Here is a 23,364-nt window from a genome sequence, read left to right as displayed (position 1 = left end):
CGCTGACCTACCGTTCCAGGGCGGGCCTCGGGTAAGGCATTTCAGATTTAAAAGGAAGGTCGGTTAATACCCCTCGGCGTCAGGCTTGACAGCGGTCCCATGTCGATTGTGAGTGCCGCCTTCCTCCTCTATGCGCGTGATCTCGCCGGCAAGCTCGATCTGCTGACCTCTCTTGATCTTGGACGTGCTGTCCACGATGCAATGCGGGAAGCCGTAGCTCGGAATCGAGACGCTTGTCCGGTCCTCAGTGACCCGCCTACGTATCGTGGCCGTGATCGCAACCAGTGCCCCGCGCCAGACGCTTGAGTCTGGAGCGGACGGTGCCTAGTCAAGATATTGCTAATATACATTCGGCCTGCAAGCTTCGCCGTTGGCGAGGCGGCCCAGCGGCTTGGTTGCGGGGGGGACGGCAGCTAGAGGCCGCTGGGCCTTGACGACCAGCGAGCTTAAGAGGAGGCCCTGTGCTGGCTGGTCAAAACCTTGCGCTTAGGGCAACGGAAAAGCATCATTCGAACGAACACTTTTCGTCAACGAGGAGGGAAGGGAATGCAATCGGCGGCGCTTACCCATTACATAGCCGGCCGTCAGCAGTGGTGACGACTGACACAGTTCGTGGAGTGGCGAGCGGAATCGTCGCTCAGCAATTACATTCTTCCACGATAGGGAATCCCAGACGCAGTGACCATGGTCTTGGCGTTGTCAAAACCGTGGTGTCAGCCAAAACAATGAAAACGCCGGAGCCTCTACGCCTTTGAAAAATATTGGCTTCCCGGGCCGGACGAAACTGCGAACTATGAGCTGCCGATTCCTCTCAAAACTGCGCCGCAGCCCGCCATCAAGACTCGCAAGCGTGACCGGGAGCGCGCCGTGCGCCTCCGATCAACCGGTGGGCCAAAACCATCTTTGAGGCAACGGGCAGTCGCACTCGCGAAGGAACGAGGCGTTGTGCGCACACACGATCTCACAGACATCGGCGTTCCCCGCTGTTATCTAACCCGGATGTGCGAGGGAGGGGCCGCTAATCAAGGTTCGCTATGGAGTCTACTGAGCAGCAGACGGGGAGGCGGCATAATTACCTTATGCGCGCCTGTCGGAACAACGTGATTGCGGCAAGGAGCGGACGTTGCCCCGCCTATGCGGCTTGCTCACTCTAGCGTCGGGGCGGTCCGCAGACCGTTGAATCGAAAAATCGCTACGAAGCCCACGGGCAGACCTTAGCCTCCCGCGCTGAGCATTTCGACGATTGTTAAATCCAAAGAATCACCACAGGACGGTGGCCGTCGAGCGAGTTTTTAGCAGCCCATTTCCGCAGCCTGTTAATGTGCAACTTGGGAAGCTGCCGACATCAATTCCTCGGGATTCGGCGCTCTGAAGGTGTTGAGGCCATCCTCCAGAACTTCAGTGAAGTTCCAGCGTACGATGCCCGCCCGGTCGATTAGGAACTGACCGACAAGCTGCGCCTGGCTGGAAGCCATCGCCTGCTGATCGACTTCCGTAATCTCATAACCTTCCTTCTTGTTAAGAAATTCATTCATTGCCATGACGTCCATAGGCTCGGGCAACTCGCCCGGGAGATGGAACGGTATCGCCATGACCGTGTCCATCCCGACCTCGCGCAAGCCGAAAGCACGGTGCGAGGCTCGCTCCGGGTCGGATGCGGCGAGAAGATCGGGTGCCGGGTGGTAACGGAAATAGAGCCGCGCCCGCTCGACCGGCGTATTGACCACAGCCAGGCATTCGACGCCTTTCTCACGCAGGGCCGGCTTAAGTTGCGCCATCGCCGCGACATGGCGCCGGCAGAACGGACAGTGCAGGCCTCGGAACAAACCGATCAACAACGGGCTACGGCCTCGAAAATCATCGAGCGCGATCTTGCCTTCGCGTGAGATCGCATTGAGCACAACATTCGGTGCCCGGTCGCCCGGCTGCAGCGGGCGGTCAACACTACTCGTGGACATGGACAACCTCCTCGCCCTGGGTCAGTCAGGGAAGCAGCACACCTAGCGTTTCGGAGGCGATCAAGTGCTGGGGGCGAAAGCTTCCTGTGCCAAGGCAATAGCTTTCGACCTCTGCCATATTGCCGAGGTCGAGATTACGCGCGTTGCAAGCCCATCATAACACGAAAAAGCATCTGCGTCGCCAGTCCTGCGATCGGCTTGCGAAGAATAGGCTGGGCGGGCGAGGCCGCTATTCTGCGCTTGATTTCATCTGTCCTCGATGCTCTGACACGAGATCGAAGCGTAGGGAAAAATCGCACGCCGGCGTGCAAAATCGCGACTTGGCGTAGAAAAGGCGATGGCTCCCCGGGCCGGATTCGAACCAGCGACCAACCGGTTAACAGCCGGTTGCTCTACCACTGAGCTACCGGGGAACAGAGGCTCTCATGTGAGTGGGGCAGCCTATAGCAAACCCGTTTCGGCTTTGCAAAGAAGCATTTCGCATTTTTTCGGTGCTTTTTGGCGCAGGGCTTTCTGGCAATGGCCGGCGAGCGCCCTCATATGAGCTGTCTCTCGCCTGTCGGGGAACGGAAAAGGCCGTTGCGGCTTTCTCCGGCTGATGGTGCTACTGATGCAAACGGATCGACATTTCACATGACGGCAATGAGCGACGAACAGCCACCGGCCCGGAAAATCTCGGTCTTCGGCCGCCAGTTCACCATGCCGCGCTCGCGCGGCCTCAGGATTGCGATCGGCGTCGTGCTGATCATCGGCGGCATTCTCGGCTTCCTGCCGATCCTTGGGTTCTGGATGGTGCCGATCGGATTGCTGGTGCTCTCCTACGAATTCGCATTGGTGCGCCGTCACCGGCGCCGTTTCGTCGTCTGGTGGGAGCGGCGGCGGCGGCCGGACTGAGATTGCCCTGCTGACGCGCCGCTAGCCGGAAAATGCCGGAGGACGGCGTGCTCCGCCTATGCATTAGCTTCTGCATTACCGAGGTTGGTCGAAGCAGCTTTCCAGGCGTTCGCAAAGCTCCTTGAGGACGGCGGTGGCCGATGCCAGCCGCGCACGGTCGCGCGGTGGCAGGCTGTTTGCGCCTTCTATGCTGAGGCGGTCGATGGCATAGCGCACAAGCTCTGCAGACTGCGACAATCCGCGCGGTGTGCCGTCTTCCGTAGCTGCTCGACGCATGGCGGACCCTCCTATCTGCCCAACGTGGCCGCCGGTATCGGGTTCCTCTCGCCGAGAATCGTGCTTAACGATAAGCTAATATGTTATTGCTAGCATGGTATTGCGTTGATAAGCAGTGCCTCGATGTCGGAAGAACCGGTGGGAATGCATGGTGGCCGCTTGACGGCATTTTCGCCGCAACCTATTGGAGCCGGGTGGAACGCCGGGAGCAATGAGGCCTCGTGGCGGAGTGGTTACGCAGAGGACTGCAAATCCTTGCACCCCGGTTCGATTCCGGGCGAGGCCTCCAATGCCCGAGCTCCCGCGCGTCAGCGCCAGGGGGCTTCAGTTCCGGTCGAAACAGCCGCGGCCTCTGCGCGGCAAGCGGATGGTTGGAACATGAGCGCTGATTTTGCCGAACGCCGGGTGAAGATGGTCGACGGCCAGATCCGCACCACCGACGTGACCAGCGCGCCGTTGCTCGAGGCGATGCTTGTCGTGCCGCGCGAGGCCTTTGTCGGCGCCGGCCAGCGCGATCTCGCCTATATCGATGAGGACATCCGTATTGCCGATACGGCCGATGGCCCGCGCTATCTGATGGAACCGTCGCCATTGGCCAAGCTGATGCAGCTGGCCGATATCGGCCCAAGCGCTTCGGCACTCGATGTTGGCTGCGGCACCGGCTACGCGGCGGCGATCCTGTCGCGGCTGGCAAGGTCCGTGGTCGCGCTGGAAAGCGATCCGGCGCTGGCCGAAACCGCCACTTCGACGCTTGCCGCGCTGGGTTGCGGCAATGTCACGGTGGTCCAGGGGCCGCTGCCGCAAGGCCATGTTGCCAAGGCGCCTTACGACGTGATCCTGTTCGGCGGCAGCGGCGGGGAGGTGCCGGCGGCGCTGTTCGACCAGCTTGCCGAAGGCGGCCGACTCGTCGCCGTGGAGGGGCAGGGCAATTCGGGCGTAGCCCGGCTTTTTTTTAAGACTGGAGGGGTTGTAACGGGAAGACGCGCATTTAATGCGGCAATTAAGCCACTACCTGGATTTGAACGCATTCCCGCCTTCGAATTCTGAGTGATTTTGCCTTGCAGCGAAGGCGTTGTCATGATCGCTTGCGTTTGAACAATCGTTGCTGATCTGCATAACCGGGTGTTTCTTGGGGGCTTTCAGCGGGGGAACGATAAAAAACGCGGCGCCGGCTGATCAGAGGAGAAGCCAGCGTGGCGCAGTTCCCGTGCAAAACGAATGAGGGAATATAACGTGCCGTCTGTACGCAAGTTGCTTTTTACCGCTGTCCTCGTTTCGGCGACCGCGCTTTCTCCAATGGTCGCCTCGGCCGAAACGATCATCGGGGCCCTTTCAAAGGCCTACCAAAACAATTCCTCGCTCAATTCGACACGCGCCGGCGTCCGCGTCACCGACGAGGGCGTTGCAATCGCCAAGTCCGGCTGGCGCCCGACCATCACCGGTTCCGCGGACATCGACTACACCAGCACCCACGTCAATGGTACCAGTCGAACCGCACGCATAACTACCGGCAACTTTGGCGTCCAGATCAATCAAACCCTGTTCGACGGCTTTCAGACCAGGAACAATGTCGCGGCCGCTGAAGCGCGGGTCAGCGCCTCGGTCGAGAGCCTGCGCAACACCGAAGAAAACACCCTGTTCAACGCGGCAAGTGCCTATATGGACGTCATCCGCGACCGCCAGATCGCGGTGCTGACCGAACAGAATCTGCAATTCCTGACCGAGCAGGCGCGTGCGGCGCGTTCGCGCTTCGAGGTCGGCGAAGGCACGCGCACCGACGTCGCGCAAGCCGATGCTTCGCGCGCCTCCGCGGTGGCGCAGTTGAGCGCCGCCCGCGCGACAGCGCTGGCAAGTGCTGCGACCTATCGCCAGATCGTCGGCGACGAGCCGGGCAGGCTCAGGCCGGCTTCGCCGCTGTCAAAGCTGTTGCCGTCGAGTCTCGATGCAGCGATTGCGATCGCATCGGCCGAACATCCGGCCATCCTCGCCACCGAGCATCTGGTCGACGCGGCGGCGTTTTCGGTTAAATCGGCCGAAGGCGCGCTGCTGCCGCAGCTTTCGGCTAGCGCCGGCGTTTCCGGCGACTATCGCAACACGGTTCCGGGCGTCCTTGGGGCATCGCAGGATGGTACAAGGACGTCGGCGAACATCGGCGCGACACTGACCGTGCCGATCTATTCCGGCGGACGGACCTCGGCGACCGTGCGCCAGAACAAGGAATCGCTCAGCCAGGCGCGGATCGAAGTCGACGTGAGTCGCGACCAGGTGCGCCAGGCCGTGACATCGGCATGGACGCAATATACCGCCGCGCAGCAAAGCGTCACGGCCAACCGGCAGGTGGTCGCCGCCGCGCAACTTGCCTTGAACGGCGTCATCGAGGAGCGCAATGTCGGCCAGCGTACCACGCTCGACGTTCTCAATGCGCAGGCGACCGTCATCACCGCCAAGATCAATCTTGCCAGTGCCGAACGCGACGTGGTGGTGGCAAGCTATGCCATCCTCTCGGCGGTTGGCCATTTGTCGGCAGACCGCCTTGCGCTCAATGTGACGAAGTACAGGCCGGAAGAGCATTACAACGCCGTCAAAGACAAGTGGATCGGCCTGCGCACGCCGGACGGCCGCTGATCGCCAGGCCGTGTTTTCAGCCCGCGCTCGAACGACGCGCGGGCTTCCACTCCCGACCCTAATCTGTTGAAATCCGAGATGTCGCCAGATTGGGGATTCTCGCAGGGCGTTCCGTCGGTTACGCTGTCGCCATGATTCGAATCCGGCATTGCCGGACAGGAAATCTGAGAACGAGTCACAAGGGCGGCGGATGTGACGATGGCGACGGCAAGCAGCGTACAGCGCGAACCTTCCATGGAAGAGATACTGGCTTCCATCAGAAGGATCATCGAGGACAGCGATACCGGCCGCAAGCAGCCGGGCGACGCGGACGAGCTGCGCCAGGATCTGCAACCGGCGCCGGCAGCCGGACCGGCAGCGGAGGGCGATGCGTTCCGTTCCGAACTGCGCGGCGGACTGGAGATCGCCAAGCCGGCCACGCGGGCCGAGGTGCAGCCATCATCCGCGCCCGTCAATGCGTATACGGAAGTGCGTCCCGGCCCGGCAAAAGCGCCGGTCACTCTGGCTGAGGTGAACACCGCTCCCGAACCGCCCGCAAAGCCGGATCGGCCTGCGACGGCCAAGGCTGCCGAGACGACGGACACCATCATTGCCGATTGGCGGCGCGAGATCGCAGCGGTCGGCGACGCGATGGCCAACCCGGACCGGGCCGAGCCACCCCGGACGCCGGACGCCGGGCCAAAAGCCGAGGTTTTCGAAGACGAGGCGACTGCTGGACCTGCGCCGGAGCCTTCTGAAAATGGGTCGCAGTCTTCGGAAAGCGGCCTGGAACCTTCGAAAATCGGCCCGGGACCTTCGAAAATGGGATTGGCGAGTTCGGCGGCCAGCGAGGCGCCGTACTCTCGGCCGGCGATCCTTTCGGAACATACGGGGCGGCAGGTTGCCGCCGCCTTCGGCGAGCTTTCAGACGCATTTGCCAGCCGCAGCAAGAAGACCTTCGACGAGATGGCCGAGGAGATGCTGCGGCCGATGCTGCAGGACTGGCTGGACAACAACCTGCCGACGCTGGTCGAGCGGCTGGTGCGCGAGGAAATCGAGCGCGTCGCGCGCGGCGCGCAGTAGCAATTCGGAGAGCCGCCGATGGGCGGCGCTCGACCGGCAAATCGTCGAAGTCGGCGCTGCCCGTCATCCGCCTGCCGGCACCCTCCCCGTATAGTGACGGGCAGAAGGGGCTGACCGCAACCCCGCCGCGTTTTCCGCAACGTTCGTGATTGGCGAAAGCTTCAGTACAGGAGTGCAGGCGTCTTTCTCCCCGTCACTACACGGCGAGAAATGCCCGGTCCACCCTCCGCAGCTTCAGCGCAGCTGCTGCGGAGGACGGGCACGGCAATGAGGGGCAGCGCAAACCTGAAGCGATTGCCTTGCAACGTCACTTCCGCGAGTTGCACCTAACCATCCCGGCGCTATCTATCGGCCATGCCGCCCTTGCGGTTGACTTGGCAACAACCTTCCGATTTACACCGGACCACAAATTCCGGACAGCGCGGACCGTTTTCCCATGCTCGAAAAGACCTACGACGCCAAAGCCGTCGAGCCGAAGATTGCCAGGATTTGGGAAGAGGCCGACGCGTTTCGGGCCGGTGCCGGCGCCGAGGAGGGGGCTGAAGCCTTCACCATCGTCATCCCGCCGCCGAACGTCACCGGCTCGCTGCATATGGGCCATGCGCTCAACAACACGCTGCAGGACATTCTGGTGCGCTTCGAGCGCATGCGCGGCAAGAACGTCTTGTGGCAGCCGGGCATGGATCATGCCGGCATCGCCACCCAGATGGTGGTCGAGCGCCAGCTGATGGAAAAGCAGATCCACCGTCGCGACCTGACGCGCGATGAGTTCATCGACAAGGTGTGGGAGTGGAAGGCCGAGTCCGGTGGCGCCATCCTCAACCAGCTGAAGCGGCTCGGGGCCTCGGCCGACTGGAGCCGCGAGCGCTTCACCATGGACGAGGGCCTGTCGAAGGCAGTGCTCGAAGTGTTCGTGACGCTCTACAAGGAAGGGCTGATCTACAAGGACAAGCGCCTTGTGAACTGGGACCCGAAGCTGTTGACCGCCATCTCGGATCTCGAGGTCGAGCAGCAGGAAGTCAACGGCAACCTCTGGCACTTCCGCTATCCGGTCGAAGGCAAGACGTTCGATCCGGAAAATCCGAAAACCTTCATCACCGTTGCGACGACCCGCCCCGAGACGATGCTGGGCGATACGGCTGTCGCAGTCCACCCCGACGACGAGCGTTTCCGGCATCTCGTCGGCAAGAACCTCATCCTGCCGATCGTCGGCCGCAAGATCCCGGTGGTGGCGGACGAGTATTCCGATCCCGAAAAAGGCAGCGGTGCGGTCAAGATCACGCCGGCGCATGACTTCAACGATTTCGAGGTCGGCAAGCGCCACCGGCTGCCGGCGGTCAACATCCTCACCGTCAATGCGGCGGTGAGCCTCAAGGACAATGAGGACTTTCTGGCCGGACTGGAAGTGACGCCGGAGCGCCAGGCCGTCTGGGACGGCCTCGATGGCCTGGATCGTTTCGATGCGCGCAAGAAGATCGTCGAGTTGATGGAGGCGGGCGGCTTTCTTGAAAAGGTCGAGCCGCATCGCCACGCCGTGCCGCACGGCGACCGTGGCGGCGTGCCTATCGAGCCGTTTCTGACCGACCAATGGTATGTCAATGCGGCGGAACTGGCCAAGCCGGCGATCGCCTCGGTGCGCGAGAGCCGTACCAATTTCGTGCCCAAAAACTGGGAAAAGACCTATTTCGACTGGATGGAGAACATCCAGCCCTGGTGCATTTCGCGCCAGCTCTGGTGGGGCCACCAGATCCCTGCCTGGTACGGGCCGGACGGGCATGTCTTTGTCGAAAAGACCGAGGAAGAAGCGCTCGGTGCCGCCGTCGAATATTATCTGGCGCTGGAAGGGCCGTGGAAGGCCTGGGTCGAGGACAAACTCGAGAATTTCCAGCCTGGCGAGATCCTGACCCGCGACGAGGACGTGCTCGACACATGGTTCTCGTCGGCGCTGTGGCCGTTCTCGACGCTCGGCTGGCCGGACCAGACGCCGGAGCTGAAGACCTATTACCCGACCGACGTGCTGGTCACCGGTTTCGACATCATCTTCTTCTGGGTCGCCCGCATGATGATGATGGGCCTGCATTTCATGGACCAGGAGCCGTTTCATACCGTTTATGTGCATGCGCTGGTTCGCGACAAGAATGGACAGAAGATGTCGAAGTCGAAAGGCAACGTCATCGATCCGCTCGACCTCATCGACGAATATGGCGCCGATGCGCTGCGCTTCACCTTGACGGTAATGGCAGCGCAAGGGCGCGACGTTAAGCTCGATCCGGCCCGCATTGCCGGCTATCGCAATTTCGGCACCAAGCTGTGGAACGCGACGCGCTTCGCCGAGATGAACGAAGTGGCGCGCGACGACGATTTCTGGCTGCAGGACGCCAAGCTGGCGGTCAACCGCTGGATCCTGACGGAGCTGACGCGAGCCGCGCGCGACATAACCGACGGCATCACCTCGTACCGCTTCAACGAGGCGGCGGGTGCTGCCTACCGCTTCGTCTGGAACCAGTTCTGCGACTGGTACCTGGAACTGCTGAAGCCGGTATTCATGGGCACCGACGAAGCCGCCAAGGCCGAGAGCAGGGCCTGCGTCGCCTTCGTGCTCGACGAGATCTATAAGCTGCTGCATCCGATGATGCCGTTCATGACCGAGGAACTGTGGGCTGAAACCGCCGGCGAGGGCAGGCAACGGCCGTCGCTGCTTTGTCATGCGGCTTGGCCGTCGCCCGACTTCGAGGACGAGGAGGCCGCCGCCGATATCAACTGGCTGGTCGATCTCGTCTCCGGCATCCGCTCGGTGCGTTCGGAAATGAACGTGCCGCCGGCAGCGATCGCGCCCCTGATGGTGATCGGTGCCAATGAAACGACCCACCAAAGGCTTGAGCGCCAGGCATCGGCCATCAAGCGGCTGGCGCGGGTCGGCGACATCTCGCTGGTCGATGCGGCGCCCAAGGGCTCCGCCCAGATCGTCGTCAACGAGGCGACCATCTGCCTGCCGCTCGGCAGCCTGATCGACGTTACAGCCGAGGCAGCGCGCCTGCAGAAGGAACTTGCCAAGGTGACCGAGGAAATTGCGCGGCTTTACAAGAAGCTGTCCAACGAGAAATTCGTCGCCAACGCACCGGACGAGGTGGTGGAGGCCGAGCGCGAAAAACTCGCCGAATATCGCGAGGCGCAAGAGAAGCTTTCGGTGGCATTGACGCGGGTGCGCGATGCCGGCTGATCGAACAAATTGGGCCGGCTGATAGAGCAAATTGGGCCGGCTGATCGAGCAGATTCGCCGGGTCACGAATCTGCTTTCCAGATGGGCTTCCTGCCACGAAAACAGGCATTCCGCAGCGTAAATCTTGAGGCAAACTGAATGTTTTTGCCCCATTGTTGCCATAATGTAACAATGGGTGGCTGCGCACGCGAAATGCCCAGTTTTGTCGTGATTTAGGCGATTTTCCCGATTTTTCTCATTGATTTGTACCGAGCCAGCCATTTTCCCGCCTTGTCGAGAAGGCCGACACCTTGTCGGAAATGCGTTCGGCCAGGGTGTACATGTACGCACGGCGAATTCGTTGTTGCGCCATTAACCTGAATTGGTTCTAGCTTGATGGAATGACATTCGGGGAGGAGATTCATGTGTTATTCGCGTCTGAAAGCGCTGCTGGGCGCAGCGGCCTTTTCGCTGGCTTTGGTCGGGACGGCGCACTCCGGAGGCTTTGACCGGGGCGGCGTCAACATCGACCAGCTGTTCGACGCGGCGCCATATTCGTTCGATGCAGGCGTCACCTATGTTTCGCCCCAACGCACGCTCAAAAATGTGCAGCGTCTGGACGGCTCGGGGCTGTCGACGTCGGCGGTGGATGTTGGTGGCGACTATGCGGTGCCGCATGTCGGCATCAAGGCCAACATCTTTGAGCCCGTAGACTGTCTTGCCACCTATACCAGACCGTATGGTGCGGACGCAAATTTCGGCATGAACAACGCCTATTCGCCGACAGCGGTCAAATACTCCGTCGACACAGACGATTTCGGTCTCACCTGCTCTTACAAGGTGAACGTCGGCAAGGGCGCCATACGATTCATTGGCGGTGTCTCCTACCAGCAGGTCGACGCGTTTCTGTCCCGCCAGACACTGCTCGCCTTCGGCAATACCGGCCTCGGCGTCTTCAAGCTGTCCGACGAGGCATGGGGTTGGCGTGCGGGCGCAGCCTATGAGATCCCCGAGATCGCTCTGCGCGCCAGCCTGATGTACTCTTCCAGCTATAAATATGACGGGCTGTCGGGAACGGTCGACACGACCGGCTTCAGGGGCGCCTTTCCAGCGGATCTGGTTCCTGGCTCTACCGGCGTGTACCCAGTCTCGGCGTCGGCCGAGATACCTCAGGCTCTGGAATTCAAGCTGCAGAGCGGTATAGCTCCTGGCTGGCTGGCCTTTGGTTCCATCCGCTGGCAGGAGTGGAGCAAGCTTGGCGTCATTGCCATCAATGGCGTGCGCAGTCCGGTAACCGGTGCTCCCTCGCCCGTTTCATTCGACCTGCTTTATCGCGACGGCTGGACGATCACGGGCGGTATCGGTCACAAGTTCACCGACCAATTGTCGGGCGTGGTTTCGCTGACCTGGGATCGCGGCACCTCGACGACCTCCGGCTATCAGTCGGATACCTGGGCCGTGGCCAGCGGCGTCTCCTATTCGCCGAACGACCAGGTCGAGGTCAGGCTCGGCGGCTCGATCGGTGTGCTGACGAGCGGGTCATCGACTTTCAGCGGTGTCGGCGACGTGGCAAATGCCGTCACCTATACCTACGGCAACGACCTGCTTCTCGCCGGTTCGGCTTCCGTCAAGATCAAGTTCTAACTACAAATTTTTAAACGACAAAACGGCCGGGCACTGCCCGGTCGTTTCGTTCGGTGCGTCATCCGTCATTCGGCCAGCGCAACAATTGCCCCCATGATGTTCGCTCCGATAATTGTGACGTTTCGGCAACAGTTTCTGAACAACCCTCGCGCCACCCGGCCGCCTGGGAACATTGCCCATTTCCCGCCATAAACCCGGCGCACCTCGAACTTGTCTCGGGACACGCGCCAAAAGGCTAGGCGAAGAGACAGGCCGCACCGCCCGCGGCAAGGACGAGTATGGACGCCAGAGCGATCTCCAAGGCCAAGCTGCCAAGCCGTCACGTGACCGTTGGTCCCGAGCGGGCGCCGCATCGCTCCTACCTCTATGCGATGGGGCTGTCGGCGGCCGAGATCGCGCAGCCGCTGGTTGGTGTCGCCAGCTGCTGGAACGAGGCCGCACCTTGCAACATCTCACTGATGCGCCAGGCGCAAGTGGTCAAGAAGGGCGTGGCGGCCGCCAAAGGCACGCCGCGCGAATTCTGCACCATCACCGTCACCGACGGCATCGCCATGGGCCACCAGGGCATGAAGTCGTCGCTGGTGTCACGCGAGGTCATCGCCGATTCAGTCGAGCTTACCATGCGCGGCCATTGCTACGATGCGCTGGTCGGCCTGGCCGGTTGCGACAAGTCGCTGCCCGGCATGATGATGGCTATGGTGCGCCTCAACGTGCCGTCGATCTTCATCTATGGCGGCTCGATCCTGCCCGGCAGCTACCGTGGCCGGCAGATCACCGTGCAGGACGTATTCGAGGCGGTCGGCCAGCATTCGGTCGGCACCATCGGCGACGCCGAACTGCTAGAAATCGAGCAAGCCGCGTGTCCGTCGGCCGGCTCCTGCGGCGCCCAGTTCACCGCCAACACCATGGCCACCGTCGCTGAGGCGATCGGCCTGGCGCTGCCCTATTCCTGCGGCGCGCCGGCACCCTACGAGATGCGCGACCGCTTCAATTTCGCTTCCGGCGAAAAGATCATGGAGTTGATCGCAAGGAACATCCGCCCTCGCGGCATCGTTACTATGAAAGCGTTGGAAAATGCCGCGACCGTGGTCTCGGCCACCGGCGGCTCGACCAACGCGGCGCTGCATCTGCCGGCGATCGCGCACGAAGCCGGGATAAAGTTCGACCTTTTCGACGTGGCCAGGATATTCGAAAAGACACCCTACATCGCCGACCTCAAGCCGGGCGGCAAATACGTCGCCAAGGACATGTTCGAGGCCGGCGGCATTCCGCTCTTGATGAAGACGCTGCTCGACCATGGCTATCTTCATGGCGATTGCCTGACGGTGACCGGCCGCACTTTGGCCGAAAATATGGAACATGTTTCCTGGAATGACAGCCAGGATGTGGTCCGTCCCGCCAACAAGCCGATTACCCAGACCGGCGGGGTCGTGGGCTTGAAGGGTAACCTTGCCCCCGAAGGCGCGATCGTGAAGGTCGCAGGCATGGCGGAACTCAAATTCTCGGGTCCGGCGCGCTGCTTCGATTCGGAAGAGGAATGTTTCGAGGCGGTTACGCGCCGTAACTATAGCGAAGGCGAGGTTCTCGTCATCCGTTACGAGGGTCCGCGCGGCGGCCCGGGCATGCGCGAAATGCTGTCGACGACGGCGGCTCTCTACGGCCAGGGCATGGGCGGCAAGGTGGCGCTCATCACCGACGGGCGTTTTTCTGGCGCGACGCGCGGTTTCTGCATCGGCCATGTCGGGCCGGAAGCGGCCGTCGGTGGCCCGATCGGGCTTCTGAAAGACGGCGACTTGATCTCGATCGATGCGGTGAACGGCACGATCGAGGTTGCATTGTCCAAAGCCGAACTGGCGGCGAGGGCAAAAGCATGGAAGGCGCGCACGACCGACTATCAGTCGGGCGCGATCTGGAAATACGCACAGACGGTCGGATCTGCCCGCGACGGCGCGGTCACCCATCCGGGCGGTGCCAAAGAAACACACTGCTATGCGGACATCTGAGTTGTTGAGGTCGTCTGTCCTTTCGGCACTGGTTGCGCTCGCCACGTTTGGCGCGACCTTAGGCGCCGTCGGCCAGGCCATGGCCTTCGACGACAAGGTGTTCGACGACAAGACCGGCGTGAAGCCGCAGTCGAGCCCGTGGGCGGTGTTCCAGTTCGGCTTTTCCGCTTACAAGAACGGCCATAAGGAGCAGGCCGCGGAAGCCTACAAATATGCCGCCGAGAACGGCCAGATCGGCGCCACCTGGAAGCTTGCGCGCATGTATGCCGAAGGCGATGGCGTGGCGCGAGACGACTACGCGGCATTCAAGTTCTTCAGCGAGATCGTCGACCAGGACGTCGAGCCCGGTTCGCCCGAGGAAAGCTATGTTTCGGACGCGCTGGTGGCGCTTGGCGACTATCTGAGGAAAGGCATTCCCGGCAGCCCCGTCGAGGAGAACGAGGTGGCGGCCCAGGAATATTACATGCGTGCCGCCGCCAACTACCGCAATCCGAACGCCCAGTTCGAGATGGGCCAGATGTTCCTCAAGGGCGAGGGCGGCGTCAAGGCCAGCGTCAAGCAGGCCGGACGCTGGTTCCAGCTGGCGGCCGAAAAGGGCCATGCGGGCGCGCAGGCGACGCTCGGCAACCTGCTTTTCCAAAGCGGCAAGATCGTCCGCGGGCTGGCGATGATGACCGCGGCACTCGAACGAGCCTCACCCGCCGACCAGCCATGGATCCGCGGCATGCAGGAAGAAGCGTTTGCCGCCGCCGGCGAAGCCGACCGTCGCACCGCGATTTCGCTGGCCGACGACATCCTGACCAAGGGTGGCGGCGACCAGTAGGCCGGCGGGATTGGTCGATTTAAATCAGTTCTCGGTCGGTTTCGCCGGCACGCCGCCGGGCGCCGGTGTTGATATCGGCGTGCCTTGCAGATGCGGGGCCAGTGTGTTCTCCGGGCAGCCGTCCCGCTGCTTTGTCCAGGACGTGTTGTTGAGCACCATCTCGCAGCGGGCGAGGTGGCTTTGTCCGGCAAGTGTCAGGCAGGCCATTTGACCGATCTGGAACGATTTGCCATTGGCAAGGCATAGCGGAGCGGCAACGGCCGGCATCGCGCCAAAAGCGAGCGCCGCGGCACACGTGCAAAGTGCAAGTCGGATAGTCATGGGAACCCCAGCCACCATGATGATTTCTCATCAAGCGCGCGATTTGTGGCGATAAGAGGTCAACTTCTCAATGTGCCGCCGGACAGCAGCTCCGATCAGGCCGGCCGCAGCGCCAGATCGATCGCCACCGGCACATGGTCGGAGGGTTTTTCCCAGGCGCGCACCTGTTTTTCGATCGAAGCCGAGGAAAACCAATTGGCGGCTTCGGGCGACAGAAGCAGGTGGTCGATGCGGATGCCGTTGTTCTTCTGCCAGGCGCCGGCCTGATAGTCCCAGAACGTAAAGACGTCGGGGGCGTCGGTGACGGCACGCACGGCTTCGGTGAAGCCGAGATTCTTCAGCCGCCGGAACGCCTGCCGCGTTGCGGGCTGGAACAGCGCGTCGCTTAGCCAGTTTTCCGGATATTTCGCATCGGCCGGCTCAGGAATGACATTGTAGTCGCCGGCCAGGACCAGCGGCTCTTCCAGTGCAAGCCGCTCCTCGGCCCAGCGCTCCAGCCGCGTCATCCAGGAAAGCTTGTAGGAGAACTTCTTCTCGTCGTCGATTGGGTTGCCGTTCGGCAGATAGATAGAGGCAACCCGCAAGGCGCCCTTGTCGGTCGAGAACACGCCTTCGATGAAACGCGCCTGCTCGTCGGCATCGTCGCCCGGCAAGCCGCGATTGACCTCGTCGAAACGCAGCTTCGACAGGATGGCGACGCCGTTGAAGCCTTTTTGGCCGTAGGTCTCGACATTGTAGCCGAGCGCCTCGATCTCGGCGCGAGGAAATTGCTCGTCGACCGTCTTGATCTCCTGCAGGCAGGCGATGTCGGGCGCGCTTTCCGTCAGCCAATGGGTCAAATTGCCGATGCGGGCGCGGACGCCGTTGATGTTCCAGGTGACGATTTTCATGACGTCCTCGATAGGCTGGTGGTCCGGAGACTAGCGATCCGGCGGGTGACGTTCGACAAGGCCGATCGTATTGCCTGCCGGGTCCTTTAGGAAGGCCATCCACTCGCTTTCCCCCGCCTGGCCGAACAGGCCTTCGGTGTCGCGATGGACGAGCGCCGGCGGCGCGGTGAAGGGAACACCGGCGGCCCTTGCCGAAGCGTGGAACTCTTCGAGGTCCGATATGTCGAGATAGACGGTGCCGGCCGGCAGGCCGTCGGTGAAAAGCAGGCGCACGTCACCTGCCATGATGAAGGCGATGCCTGGAGGATCGAAACGCGCATGCAGACTCATGCCGAGCACCTCGCGCCAGAAGGCCAGCGTTGCGTCGAGATCGCGTCCGGCGGAAAGCGCGATCTGACGGACCGCGCCGATGTCGGGCATTTCTAGATCGAGAAGCTGGTGCCGCAGCCGCAGGAGGCGACCGCATTGGGGTTCCTGATCTGGAACGACTGGCCCATCAGATCGTCGACAAAATCGATCACCGAGCCGCCCATATAGACCAGCGACAGGTCGTCGATCAGCACGGTTGCGCCGTCCTTCTCGATGGCGACGTCGTCATCATTGCGCCTATCGACCAGATCGAACTTGTAGGAGAAGCCGGAACAGCCGCCGCCCTCGACCGAGACGCGCAGGGCCGTCTTGCCGGCTTCGCTCGCCACGATCTTGGCGATCCGCTTGGCGGCGGCGTCGGTCATCTCGACTTTCATGGCGGTCTTGGCATCAGCGCCCATGGGCGTCACCTTGCTTTCGGTTTCGTATGATAGGTATGAAGCGCGACGGGGCAAGTCAACTGCGGCATACGCTATGACCAACGAGTTGGGCGACATCGGATTCGGCTATCGGCCGCGCGCGGCCTATGCCAGCGACCCGGCGAAGTCGCGCGGCCGGCTGTTCGACGAGGTGGAAAGCCCGACGCGCACGCCGTTCCAGCGCGACCGCGACCGCATCATCCATTCGACGGCGTTCCGCCGGCTGAAGCACAAGACGCAAGTGTTCGTCGCACACGAAGGCGACCATTACCGCACAAGGCTGACGCATTCGATCGAGGTGGCGCAAATTGCACGCGCTCTGGCGCGGGCACTGCGCGGCGACGAGGACCTGGCCGAGGCGGTGGCCCTGGTGCACGACTTCGGCCACACACCCTTCGGCCATACCGGCGAGGACGCGCTGAACGAGAAGATGGCCGCCTGGGGCGGCTTCGACCACAATGCGCAATCGCTGCGCGTGGTGACGCGGCTGGAGCGGCGCTATGCCGAGTTCGATGGGCTGAACCTCACCTGGGAAACGCTGGAGGGGCTGGTCAAGCACAATGGCCCACTGACCGATGCCAAGGGCAAAGGGCTGAAGGGGCCGGTGCCGCAGGCGATCCGCGACTATTCCGAACTGCACGACCTCGAGCTCGACCGCTTCGCCGGTATCGAGGCGCAGTGCGCGGCGATTGCCGACGACATCGCCTACAACACCCATGACATCGACGACGGGCTGAGGGCAGGGCTGCTGACGCTGGACATGCTGGAGGACCTCTCGCTGCCGGGGTCGATCCTCAAGGGGGTGCGTGAGCGCTATCCGGCGCTCGATGACGTACGCACCGGCCACGAGCTGATGCGCCGGCAGATCACTATCATGGTCGAGGACGTGATCGTCTCGACGACGGCCAATCTGGCGCGCATCAAGCCCGACAGCGCCGAGGCGGTAAGGGCGGCCGGCGAGACGATGGTGAGCTTCTCCGCCGAGACGGCCGTATCGGAAAAGGAGCTGAAGGCCTTTCTCTACAAGCATCTCTATCGGCACGCGGAGGTCATGCGGGTGCGCGCCGACGCCGACCAGATCGTCAGGGACCTGTTCGACGTCTATTTCGCCGATCCGCGCGCCATGCCGGATGGCTGGCGCGAAGGGCTCGATCGGGCGGAGGATCGCGTCAAGGCGCGCAGTGTTGCCGATTTCCTGGCTGGCATGACGGACACTGATGCACTCAAGGAACACAGGCGTTTGTTTGACCATACGCCGGATTTGAGCTAGGGCGGGCGCGATTTTGCCGGCCAACGAGCCGGATCCCTGCAAAACCGTCAGAGCCATAGCAATGAACATCTTCGCCGATTTCAACGCGCGAATCATAAAGGCCGTCGAAGCGCTTGATTTGAAAGACAAGGATGGCGTGCCGCCGGATCTGTCGCGCATCGCCGTCGAGCCGCCGCGCGATGCCAGCCATGGCGATCTCGCCACCAACGCTGCCATGGTGTTGGCCAAGCCGACCGGCCAGAACCCGCGCGCGCTGGCCGAAAGGCTGGCCGAGGCGCTGCGCGCCGACGAGGATATCGCGGCCGCCGAGATCGCCGGCCCGGGCTTCGTCAATCTCAAGCTCAAGGACGACTTCTGGCAGGCACATCTGACGGCGCTGCTCGGCGAGGGCCGCAATTACGGCCGCTCGACAGTCGGCGGCGGCAAGAAAACCAATGTCGAGTATGTCTCGGCCAACCCGACCGGGCCGATGCATGTCGGCCATTGCCGGGGTGCCGTGGTCGGCGACGCGCTCGCCAACCTGATGGCCTTCGCCGGTTACGACGTGACCAAGGAATATGTCATCAACGATGCCGGTTCGCAGATCGACGTGCTCGGACGCTCGGTCATCCTGCGCTACCGCGAGGCGCTTGGCGATGAGATCGGCGAGATTCCGGCCGGGCTTTATCCAGGCGACTATCTGATCCCCGTTGGTCAGGCGTTGGCCAGCGAATTCGGCCGCTCCCTACTGCAGATGCCGGACGAGGAGGCACTTGCCATCGTCAAGGACAGGACGATCGACGCGATGATGGCGATGATCCGCGAGGATCTGGCGCTGCTCAACGTGCATCACGACGTCTTCTTTTCCGAGCGGACGCTGCATGCCAACAATGCGAAGAAGATCCGCTCGGCGATCAGCGACCTGACGCTGAAGGGCCACATCTACAAGGGCAAGCTGCCGCCGCCCAAGGGCGAGAAGCCGGACGAGTGGGAGGACCGCGAGCAGACGCTGTTCCGCTCGACCGCGGTCGGCGACGACATGGACCGGGCGCTGGTCAAGTCGGACGGTACCTTCACCTATTTCGCTGCCGATGTCGCTTACCTCAAGGACAAGGTCGATCGCGGCTTCGTTGACCTGATCTATGTGCTTGGCGCCGATCATGGCGGCTATGTGAAACGGCTGGAAGCGCTTGCCCGGGCGATTGCCGGCGACGAGGTCAAGCTTACCGTGCTGCTTTGCCAGCTGGTGAGGCTGTTTCGCGCCGGTGAGCCGGTGCGCATGTCGAAGCGGTCGGGCGAGTTCGTGACCTTGCGTGAAGTGGTCGAGGAGGTCGGCCGCGACCCGATCCGCTTCATGATGCTCTACCGCAAGAACGACGCGCCGCTCGATTTCGACTTCGCCAAGGTGACCGAGCAGTCGAAGGACAATCCCGTGTTCTACGTGCAGTATGCCTCGGCGCGCTGCCATTCGGTGTTCCGGCAGGCAAGCGAGCAATTGGGCGAGGCCATGTTCGACCGCAACCAGCTGGCCGCCGAAGTGGCTTTGCTGACCGACGAGGGTGAGATCGGCCTGATCAGAAAGCTTGCCGAATATCCGCGGCTGATCGAAGCCGCGGCGCTCGCGCTTGAGCCCCACCGGCTGGCATTCTACCTCTACGAACTCGCTTCCAGCTTCCACGGACACTGGAACCGCGGCACCGATAATCCTGACTTACGTTTTGTTAAGGTTAACGACCGACAATTGACGCATGCCAGACTAGGGCTGGTGCAGGCTGTTTCGGACGTTTTGACGTCCGGCCTGACGCTGATCGGAGCCAATGCGCCCACCGAAATGCGTTAGGTTTGAGTAAAAAACCTGTCACCTTTTGCCCACATTGCGCTGGTAAGGGCCAACCCTACGCGACGTCCATGGCGTCCGAATGAGTGCGAGTTCGGGAACAATAATGGCAGACAGAACCCAGCTGAGAGCAGCCGACCACAACGACATCGCCAACGATGATCCGTTCGCGGAACTGACCAGGATCATGGGGTTCGACCCGCGCCAACCGGTCAAACCGCAAACGCCGGCCCAGCCGAAAGCCGCTGCCGCCGGGCCGCCGGAGGGCGAGGCCGATTTCGACATCGATCTCGAGAAGGAGTTGATGGGCGAGTTCGGCGCCGACGCCAATGACAATGCTTCCCCTGTCGAGCTTCGCGAGCCGGCATCCGAACCGGCTACCACGGATGGGATGGAGGACGCGCTTGCCGCCTCGTTCGAACAGGATTTCGCGTTCGACGACAGTGCGGTGGATGATGCTGCTCCTGTTGCGGCCGCTCCTGTTGCCGCCGACGAAATTGCCTCCGGCCCCGAAAGGTCGTTCGCTCCCGCTGTCGAGTCGGAGTTCGACGACGAGTTCGATAACGCCGTCGCCGGCTCGCTCGAAGACGTGTCGCCGTTCGAGGACGACTTGTCGAGTGACGACGAACTTGCCGGCCCTGTCGACCAGGATTTTCGGCTCGACGACGATGTGACGGGCAAGATCGGGGCGACGGGCGAGGACGGACCTAGGGCCGCAGCCGATGCATACGCGCCGGTCGACGAGCCCGCCTTCGACGACGAGCCTGCCTTCGACAATGAGTTCGACAACGCCGTGGCCAACTCGCTCGAAGACGAGCTGATGCTCGAAGAGCATGAGCCGATGGAGCAGGCCGTCGCCGTTGAAACCGCCGCGCAAGCCGCCGCGCCTGCGTTCGATGACGAGTTCGACGATGCCGTTGCGAGCTCGCTCGAAGACGAGCTGATGTTCGACGAGCAGGAGCCGGCGGTCGCCGCCCCGGCATCCCCGGTTGAGGCGGCCGATGAGAATTTTGCCGGCCATTTCGATGATGCCATGGCCGACGTCGACATGGACTTAGACGTTCGCCCGAACGAGCCTGCCGAAATCGAAGAACCAGAGGCCGTCGAGCTTTCCGGCACGGCTGCTGAAGCGGCGTTCGACGACCATTTCGATCTGGGCCTCGACGATGCGCTTGCGGAGGACGTCGAAGAGCCCGTGGCGCAGGTTGCGGCCGAACCAGTGGCGCCGGCCGCTGTCGTCCCGACAGCCCCAGTGGCTGAGGAACGCAGCCTGGAAGACGAGCTGAACGCGCTGCTGGGTGCAATGAGCACACGGCCGGCACAAGCGGCCAACGAACCTCAGACAAGCCAGCAGCCTGCCCTGAAGCCTGTGATGGCTGCTGCTCAGCAGCCCGTGGCGCCCGCAATTCAGGAGCCAGCAGTGGCTGCTGAACAGCCCATGGTGGCGGCTGAAGACGTCACCAACGAACCGGTGCATCCTGTCGACGAGCTGGATTGGGAACTCGACGAGCACGAGCCCGCTGAGCCGCAGCAGTCCAGTGCCGCCGATGATGCCGATCTTGGCAGTGTCCTCTTCGATGAGCTTGAAGGCGAGGATTTCGGTGTTGAAGCCGCTGCCGGACCTGCGGATGATTTGGACAATGATGCGCTCGATGCCGATTTCGCCAGGAATATCGGCCTGGATCATGACTCGGCCGACAAGAGTGCCGCAGCTGCTTCCGAAGAAGATCCGCTCGATGCGCTGAACTGGCTGACGACACGCGCCACGCCGCCCGAGCCGGCCCGCTCGTGGAGCCGCGTGACGCCGGTCGCACAGCCTCAGCCCGCTTTTGCAGGCCAGCCGGTGGCTTCGGCGCGTCCGGCACCACCGCCGCAGCCGGCTGCGGCGCCGTCCTATCGGGCCGCACCGGTCGAAGAGGCGCCGTCCTATGAAGGCCAGGCATCCCGTGAAGAGAGGCCGTCCTATGAAGATCGGCCCGCCTACACGGAAGCTGCACCAACCTCGCATCAACAGCCTTCCGCGTATGACGAGATGCCCGATGTCGAGACGGTCGACGTGCCCGAGCGCGTCGTGGCGCTGGCGGACGATCTCGACATTCCGGAGCTCAACTTCGACGATGACGAGCCGGTGGCGCCCGCCTACGACGATCTTGATGCCGATTTTGCCAGCCTTCTCACCGAAATGAATGCCACGGATATAGCGCCTGCCCCGGTGCGCAGTGCTGGCTATGACGATGAATACGATGCGGGCTTTGCGTCTGGTTATAAGCAAGATCGTGGCGAGACGCGCGCCTATGGCGCCAAGCCTGCGGAAGCCCCCGTCAGCGCGGCGGCCGCTTCCTATGCCGATGCAGCGGACGGTTTCGATCTGGGCCCATTGCCCGGTGGCCAGCCGGTTTCGCAAGCCGACGATTTCACCTTCGATGAGCTCGACTACGATCCCGAACTGGACGACGAGATGTCGGTCCCGGGCCTCGCCGAACGCGAGGCCGAAAGGCGGCCGCGCAGGCGCGGGCTGCTGATAGGAGCGATAGTCGGCGCGGTGGCGATCGCCGGAGGCCTTGGCGCCTTTGCGTTGACCCTCGGCGGCAAGAGCGACGGCGATGCGCCGGTTATCGTCAAGGCCGACAACAGGCCGATCAAGATCAAGCCGGAAAATCCAGGCGGCACCGTCGTGCCGAACCAGGACAACAAGGTCTATGACGCTGTGGTCAAGGGCGCCAAGCCCGCCGAGCCCGTTCAGCAGAAGCTGGTCACCAACACCGAAGAGCCTGTGGACCTGAAAGCCAACGAACCGGAGAGCCGCGTCGTCGATCTTTCGCCCAATGACCCCGACGCCGCGGACGATCTCGACGCGCCCGGCACAGTGGCGTCCGACACCAACGCCTCTGGTATCAACGCGCCTGATACCAACGCGCCTGACACCGATGCGCTTGGCGCCAATGCCGCTGGCGGTACCGAAACTGCCGCCGCACCGGCGCCCAAGTCCGAGGATCGCATCGCGCAGGTTCTGCAGGAGGCCGAGAAGGGTGCCAACCCCGAGATCGTCGCCGTTGCGCCGCGCAAGGTACGGACCATGGTCGTGAAACCTGACGGCTCGCTGGTGGCGCGCGAGGATCCGGCGCCTGCCGCCCCGCAGATGGCTGCTGCCGAGCCGGCAGATCCGGCGCCGCAGCACGTGGCTCCGTCGGCCCAGGCCGACGCCGCCGCGCAGACTGGCACCGTGCCCCTGATCGAGCAGATGACAAGTGATCCGAAGATTGGCGATCAGAAGATTGGTGACCAGCCGAGTGGCGATCAGGCGAGTGGCGATCAGGCCGAAACCACCAAGCTGCAGCCGGCGCCCAAGCCCGACACCAAGGCCGAAGCCAAGGCCCAGCCCTCAGCCAGCAAGCAGTCCGCCAACACCCCGGCCACGGTCCCAGTGGCGCCGCAGCGTCCGTCCGACCAGCCGGTCGACGTAGTCGGCGAAGTCAAGCCCGATCAGGTTGCTTCCATCGATCCGGCCGCGGCCGGCGCTGGTTCGTGGTCGATACAGATCGCTTCGCAGCCGACAGTCGAAAGCGCCCAGTCGACTTATCAGGATCTGCAGCGCCGCTACGGCAGCGTGCTTTCCGGCCGCACCGCCAACATCGTCAAGGCCGAAATTGCCGGCAAGGGCACCTTCTACCGCGTCCGCGTTCCAGCGCAGTCGCGCAACGGGGCGATCAAACTGTGCACCAGCTACAAGGCTGCCGGCGGCAATTGCTTCGTGTCCCACTAGCGGCACCAAAAACCTCTCGAAAAGCCGGCGCT

General features: G+C 62.6%; 17 protein-coding genes and 2 tRNA genes. 12 read left to right on the top strand and 7 right to left on the bottom strand.

The window, feature by feature from the left end:
* Positions 1 to 1,316: 1,316 nt before the first annotated feature.
* Both NKI01_RS01620 and NKI01_RS01615 read right to left on the bottom strand, forming a co-directional pair.
* Positions 1,317 to 1,958: a peroxiredoxin-like family protein gene (locus tag NKI01_RS01620; RefSeq protein WP_287212788.1), complete on the bottom strand. Its 642-nt coding sequence runs from the start codon at positions 1,956 to 1,958 to the stop codon at positions 1,317 to 1,319.
* A gap of 338 nt (positions 1,959 to 2,296) precedes the next feature.
* Positions 2,297 to 2,371, bottom strand: a tRNA-Asn gene (locus NKI01_RS01615).
* 220 nt (positions 2,372 to 2,591) lie between these two features.
* Between NKI01_RS01615 and NKI01_RS01610 the strand changes: the two genes are divergently transcribed.
* The gene (locus NKI01_RS01610; RefSeq protein ID WP_023676401.1) at positions 2,592 to 2,852 is read left to right on the top strand and encodes a hypothetical protein; all 261 of its coding nucleotides are present in this window, start codon (positions 2,592 to 2,594) and stop codon (positions 2,850 to 2,852) included.
* 75 nt (positions 2,853 to 2,927) lie between these two features.
* Here NKI01_RS01610 and NKI01_RS01605 read toward each other — a convergent pair whose 3' ends face one another.
* Entirely contained in the window at positions 2,928 to 3,128 is a 201-nt protein-coding gene (locus tag NKI01_RS01605) for a hypothetical protein (protein WP_352643778.1), read from the bottom strand.
* A 215-nt stretch (positions 3,129 to 3,343) separates the two neighbouring features.
* Here NKI01_RS01605 and NKI01_RS01600 point away from each other — a divergent pair.
* From NKI01_RS01600 to NKI01_RS01565, 8 genes are all read left to right on the top strand, one after another.
* A tRNA-Cys gene (locus NKI01_RS01600) sits at positions 3,344 to 3,417 on the top strand.
* A gap of 89 nt (positions 3,418 to 3,506) precedes the next feature.
* Entirely contained in the window at positions 3,507 to 4,175 is a 669-nt protein-coding gene (locus tag NKI01_RS01595) for a protein-L-isoaspartate O-methyltransferase family protein (protein WP_352715230.1), read from the top strand.
* Between the two features lie 186 nt (positions 4,176 to 4,361).
* On the top strand, positions 4,362 to 5,753 hold the full coding sequence (locus NKI01_RS01590) for a TolC family outer membrane protein (protein ID WP_023720047.1): 1,392 nt from the start codon (positions 4,362 to 4,364) through the stop codon (positions 5,751 to 5,753).
* Between the two features lie 198 nt (positions 5,754 to 5,951).
* A complete protein-coding gene (locus tag NKI01_RS01585; RefSeq protein WP_352961627.1) occupies positions 5,952 to 6,815 on the top strand; it encodes a PopZ family protein in 864 nt (287 codons plus the stop codon).
* A gap of 436 nt (positions 6,816 to 7,251) precedes the next feature.
* On the top strand, positions 7,252 to 10,035 hold the full coding sequence (locus tag NKI01_RS01580; protein ID WP_352938414.1) for a valine--tRNA ligase: 2,784 nt from the start codon (positions 7,252 to 7,254) through the stop codon (positions 10,033 to 10,035).
* 402 nt (positions 10,036 to 10,437) lie between these two features.
* A complete protein-coding gene (locus NKI01_RS01575; RefSeq protein ID WP_352482115.1) occupies positions 10,438 to 11,658 on the top strand; it encodes an OmpP1/FadL family transporter in 1,221 nt (406 codons plus the stop codon).
* Between the two features lie 278 nt (positions 11,659 to 11,936).
* A complete protein-coding gene (gene ilvD / locus NKI01_RS01570) occupies positions 11,937 to 13,661 on the top strand; it encodes a dihydroxy-acid dehydratase (protein WP_352495392.1) in 1,725 nt (574 codons plus the stop codon).
* On the top strand, positions 13,648 to 14,484 hold the full coding sequence (locus NKI01_RS01565) for a tetratricopeptide repeat protein (RefSeq protein ID WP_023678939.1): 837 nt from the start codon (positions 13,648 to 13,650) through the stop codon (positions 14,482 to 14,484). The genes ilvD and NKI01_RS01565 overlap by 14 nt, the downstream gene beginning before the upstream one ends.
* A gap of 24 nt (positions 14,485 to 14,508) precedes the next feature.
* On the opposite strand, the gene NKI01_RS01560 is transcribed toward NKI01_RS01565, so the two are convergent.
* From NKI01_RS01560 to erpA, 4 genes are all read right to left on the bottom strand, one after another.
* Positions 14,509 to 14,823, bottom strand: coding sequence for a hypothetical protein (locus NKI01_RS01560; protein WP_023720051.1), 315 nt, complete (start codon positions 14,821 to 14,823; stop codon positions 14,509 to 14,511).
* A gap of 77 nt (positions 14,824 to 14,900) precedes the next feature.
* Entirely contained in the window at positions 14,901 to 15,695 is a 795-nt protein-coding gene (gene xth, locus NKI01_RS01555) for an exodeoxyribonuclease III (RefSeq protein WP_023720052.1), read from the bottom strand.
* Positions 15,696 to 15,725: 30 nt separating this feature from the next.
* Positions 15,726 to 16,115 carry a VOC family protein gene (locus tag NKI01_RS01550; protein WP_352495391.1) on the bottom strand — a complete coding sequence of 130 codons (390 nt, stop codon included), beginning with the start codon at positions 16,113 to 16,115 and terminating at the stop codon, positions 15,726 to 15,728.
* Between the two features lie 2 nt (positions 16,116 to 16,117).
* Entirely contained in the window at positions 16,118 to 16,465 is a 348-nt protein-coding gene (gene erpA / locus NKI01_RS01545; protein ID WP_352467016.1) for an iron-sulfur cluster insertion protein ErpA, read from the bottom strand.
* Between the two features lie 73 nt (positions 16,466 to 16,538).
* On the opposite strand from erpA, the gene NKI01_RS01540 reads away from it, so the two are divergent.
* The 3 genes from NKI01_RS01540 (at position 16,539) to NKI01_RS01530 (ending at position 23,332) form a co-directional block, all read left to right on the top strand.
* On the top strand, positions 16,539 to 17,753 hold the full coding sequence (locus tag NKI01_RS01540; protein ID WP_352961625.1) for a deoxyguanosinetriphosphate triphosphohydrolase: 1,215 nt from the start codon (positions 16,539 to 16,541) through the stop codon (positions 17,751 to 17,753).
* Positions 17,754 to 17,814: 61 nt separating this feature from the next.
* Entirely contained in the window at positions 17,815 to 19,572 is a 1,758-nt protein-coding gene (argS, locus tag NKI01_RS01535) for an arginine--tRNA ligase (RefSeq protein WP_352495389.1), read from the top strand.
* A 103-nt stretch (positions 19,573 to 19,675) separates the two neighbouring features.
* Positions 19,676 to 23,332, top strand: a complete 3,657-nt coding sequence (locus NKI01_RS01530) for an SPOR domain-containing protein (RefSeq protein WP_352961623.1) — start codon at positions 19,676 to 19,678, stop codon at positions 23,330 to 23,332.
* The last annotated feature ends 32 nt before the right edge of the window (positions 23,333 to 23,364 follow it).

This window comes from Mesorhizobium sp. M0815 (genome assembly GCF_040319995.1).
In the GTDB taxonomy this organism is placed as follows: Bacteria; Pseudomonadota; Alphaproteobacteria; order Rhizobiales; family Rhizobiaceae; genus Mesorhizobium.
Note: the sequence above shows the minus strand (reverse complement) of the source record. Positions and strands in the feature narration are given on the sequence as shown.

What these genes read in the sequence shown, in the direction of transcription:
- erpA (WP_352467016.1), bottom strand. Translation starts at nt 16,465, where the DNA reads ATGGGCGCTGATGCCAAGACCGCCATGAAAGTCGAGATGACCGACGCC.
- NKI01_RS01575 (WP_352482115.1), top strand. Translation starts at nt 10,438, where the DNA reads ATGTGTTATTCGCGTCTGAAAGCGCTGCTGGGCGCAGCGGCCTTTTCG.
- NKI01_RS01580 (WP_352938414.1), top strand. Translation starts at nt 7,252, where the DNA reads ATGCTCGAAAAGACCTACGACGCCAAAGCCGTCGAGCCGAAGATTGCC.
- NKI01_RS01550 (WP_352495391.1), bottom strand. Translation starts at nt 16,115, where the DNA reads ATGCCCGACATCGGCGCGGTCCGTCAGATCGCGCTTTCCGCCGGACGC.
- NKI01_RS01540 (WP_352961625.1), top strand. Translation starts at nt 16,539, where the DNA reads ATGACCAACGAGTTGGGCGACATCGGATTCGGCTATCGGCCGCGCGCG.
- NKI01_RS01565 (WP_023678939.1), top strand. Translation starts at nt 13,648, where the DNA reads ATGCGGACATCTGAGTTGTTGAGGTCGTCTGTCCTTTCGGCACTGGTT.
- NKI01_RS01620 (WP_287212788.1), bottom strand. Translation starts at nt 1,958, where the DNA reads ATGTCCACGAGTAGTGTTGACCGCCCGCTGCAGCCGGGCGACCGGGCA.
- NKI01_RS01605 (WP_352643778.1), bottom strand. Translation starts at nt 3,128, where the DNA reads ATGCGTCGAGCAGCTACGGAAGACGGCACACCGCGCGGATTGTCGCAG.
- NKI01_RS01595 (WP_352715230.1), top strand. Translation starts at nt 3,507, where the DNA reads ATGAGCGCTGATTTTGCCGAACGCCGGGTGAAGATGGTCGACGGCCAG.
- NKI01_RS01585 (WP_352961627.1), top strand. Translation starts at nt 5,952, where the DNA reads ATGGCGACGGCAAGCAGCGTACAGCGCGAACCTTCCATGGAAGAGATA.
- argS (WP_352495389.1), top strand. Translation starts at nt 17,815, where the DNA reads ATGAACATCTTCGCCGATTTCAACGCGCGAATCATAAAGGCCGTCGAA.
- xth (WP_023720052.1), bottom strand. Translation starts at nt 15,695, where the DNA reads ATGAAAATCGTCACCTGGAACATCAACGGCGTCCGCGCCCGCATCGGC.
- NKI01_RS01560 (WP_023720051.1), bottom strand. Translation starts at nt 14,823, where the DNA reads ATGGTGGCTGGGGTTCCCATGACTATCCGACTTGCACTTTGCACGTGT.
- NKI01_RS01610 (WP_023676401.1), top strand. Translation starts at nt 2,592, where the DNA reads ATGACGGCAATGAGCGACGAACAGCCACCGGCCCGGAAAATCTCGGTC.
- ilvD (WP_352495392.1), top strand. Translation starts at nt 11,937, where the DNA reads ATGGACGCCAGAGCGATCTCCAAGGCCAAGCTGCCAAGCCGTCACGTG.
- NKI01_RS01530 (WP_352961623.1), top strand. Translation starts at nt 19,676, where the DNA reads ATGGCAGACAGAACCCAGCTGAGAGCAGCCGACCACAACGACATCGCC.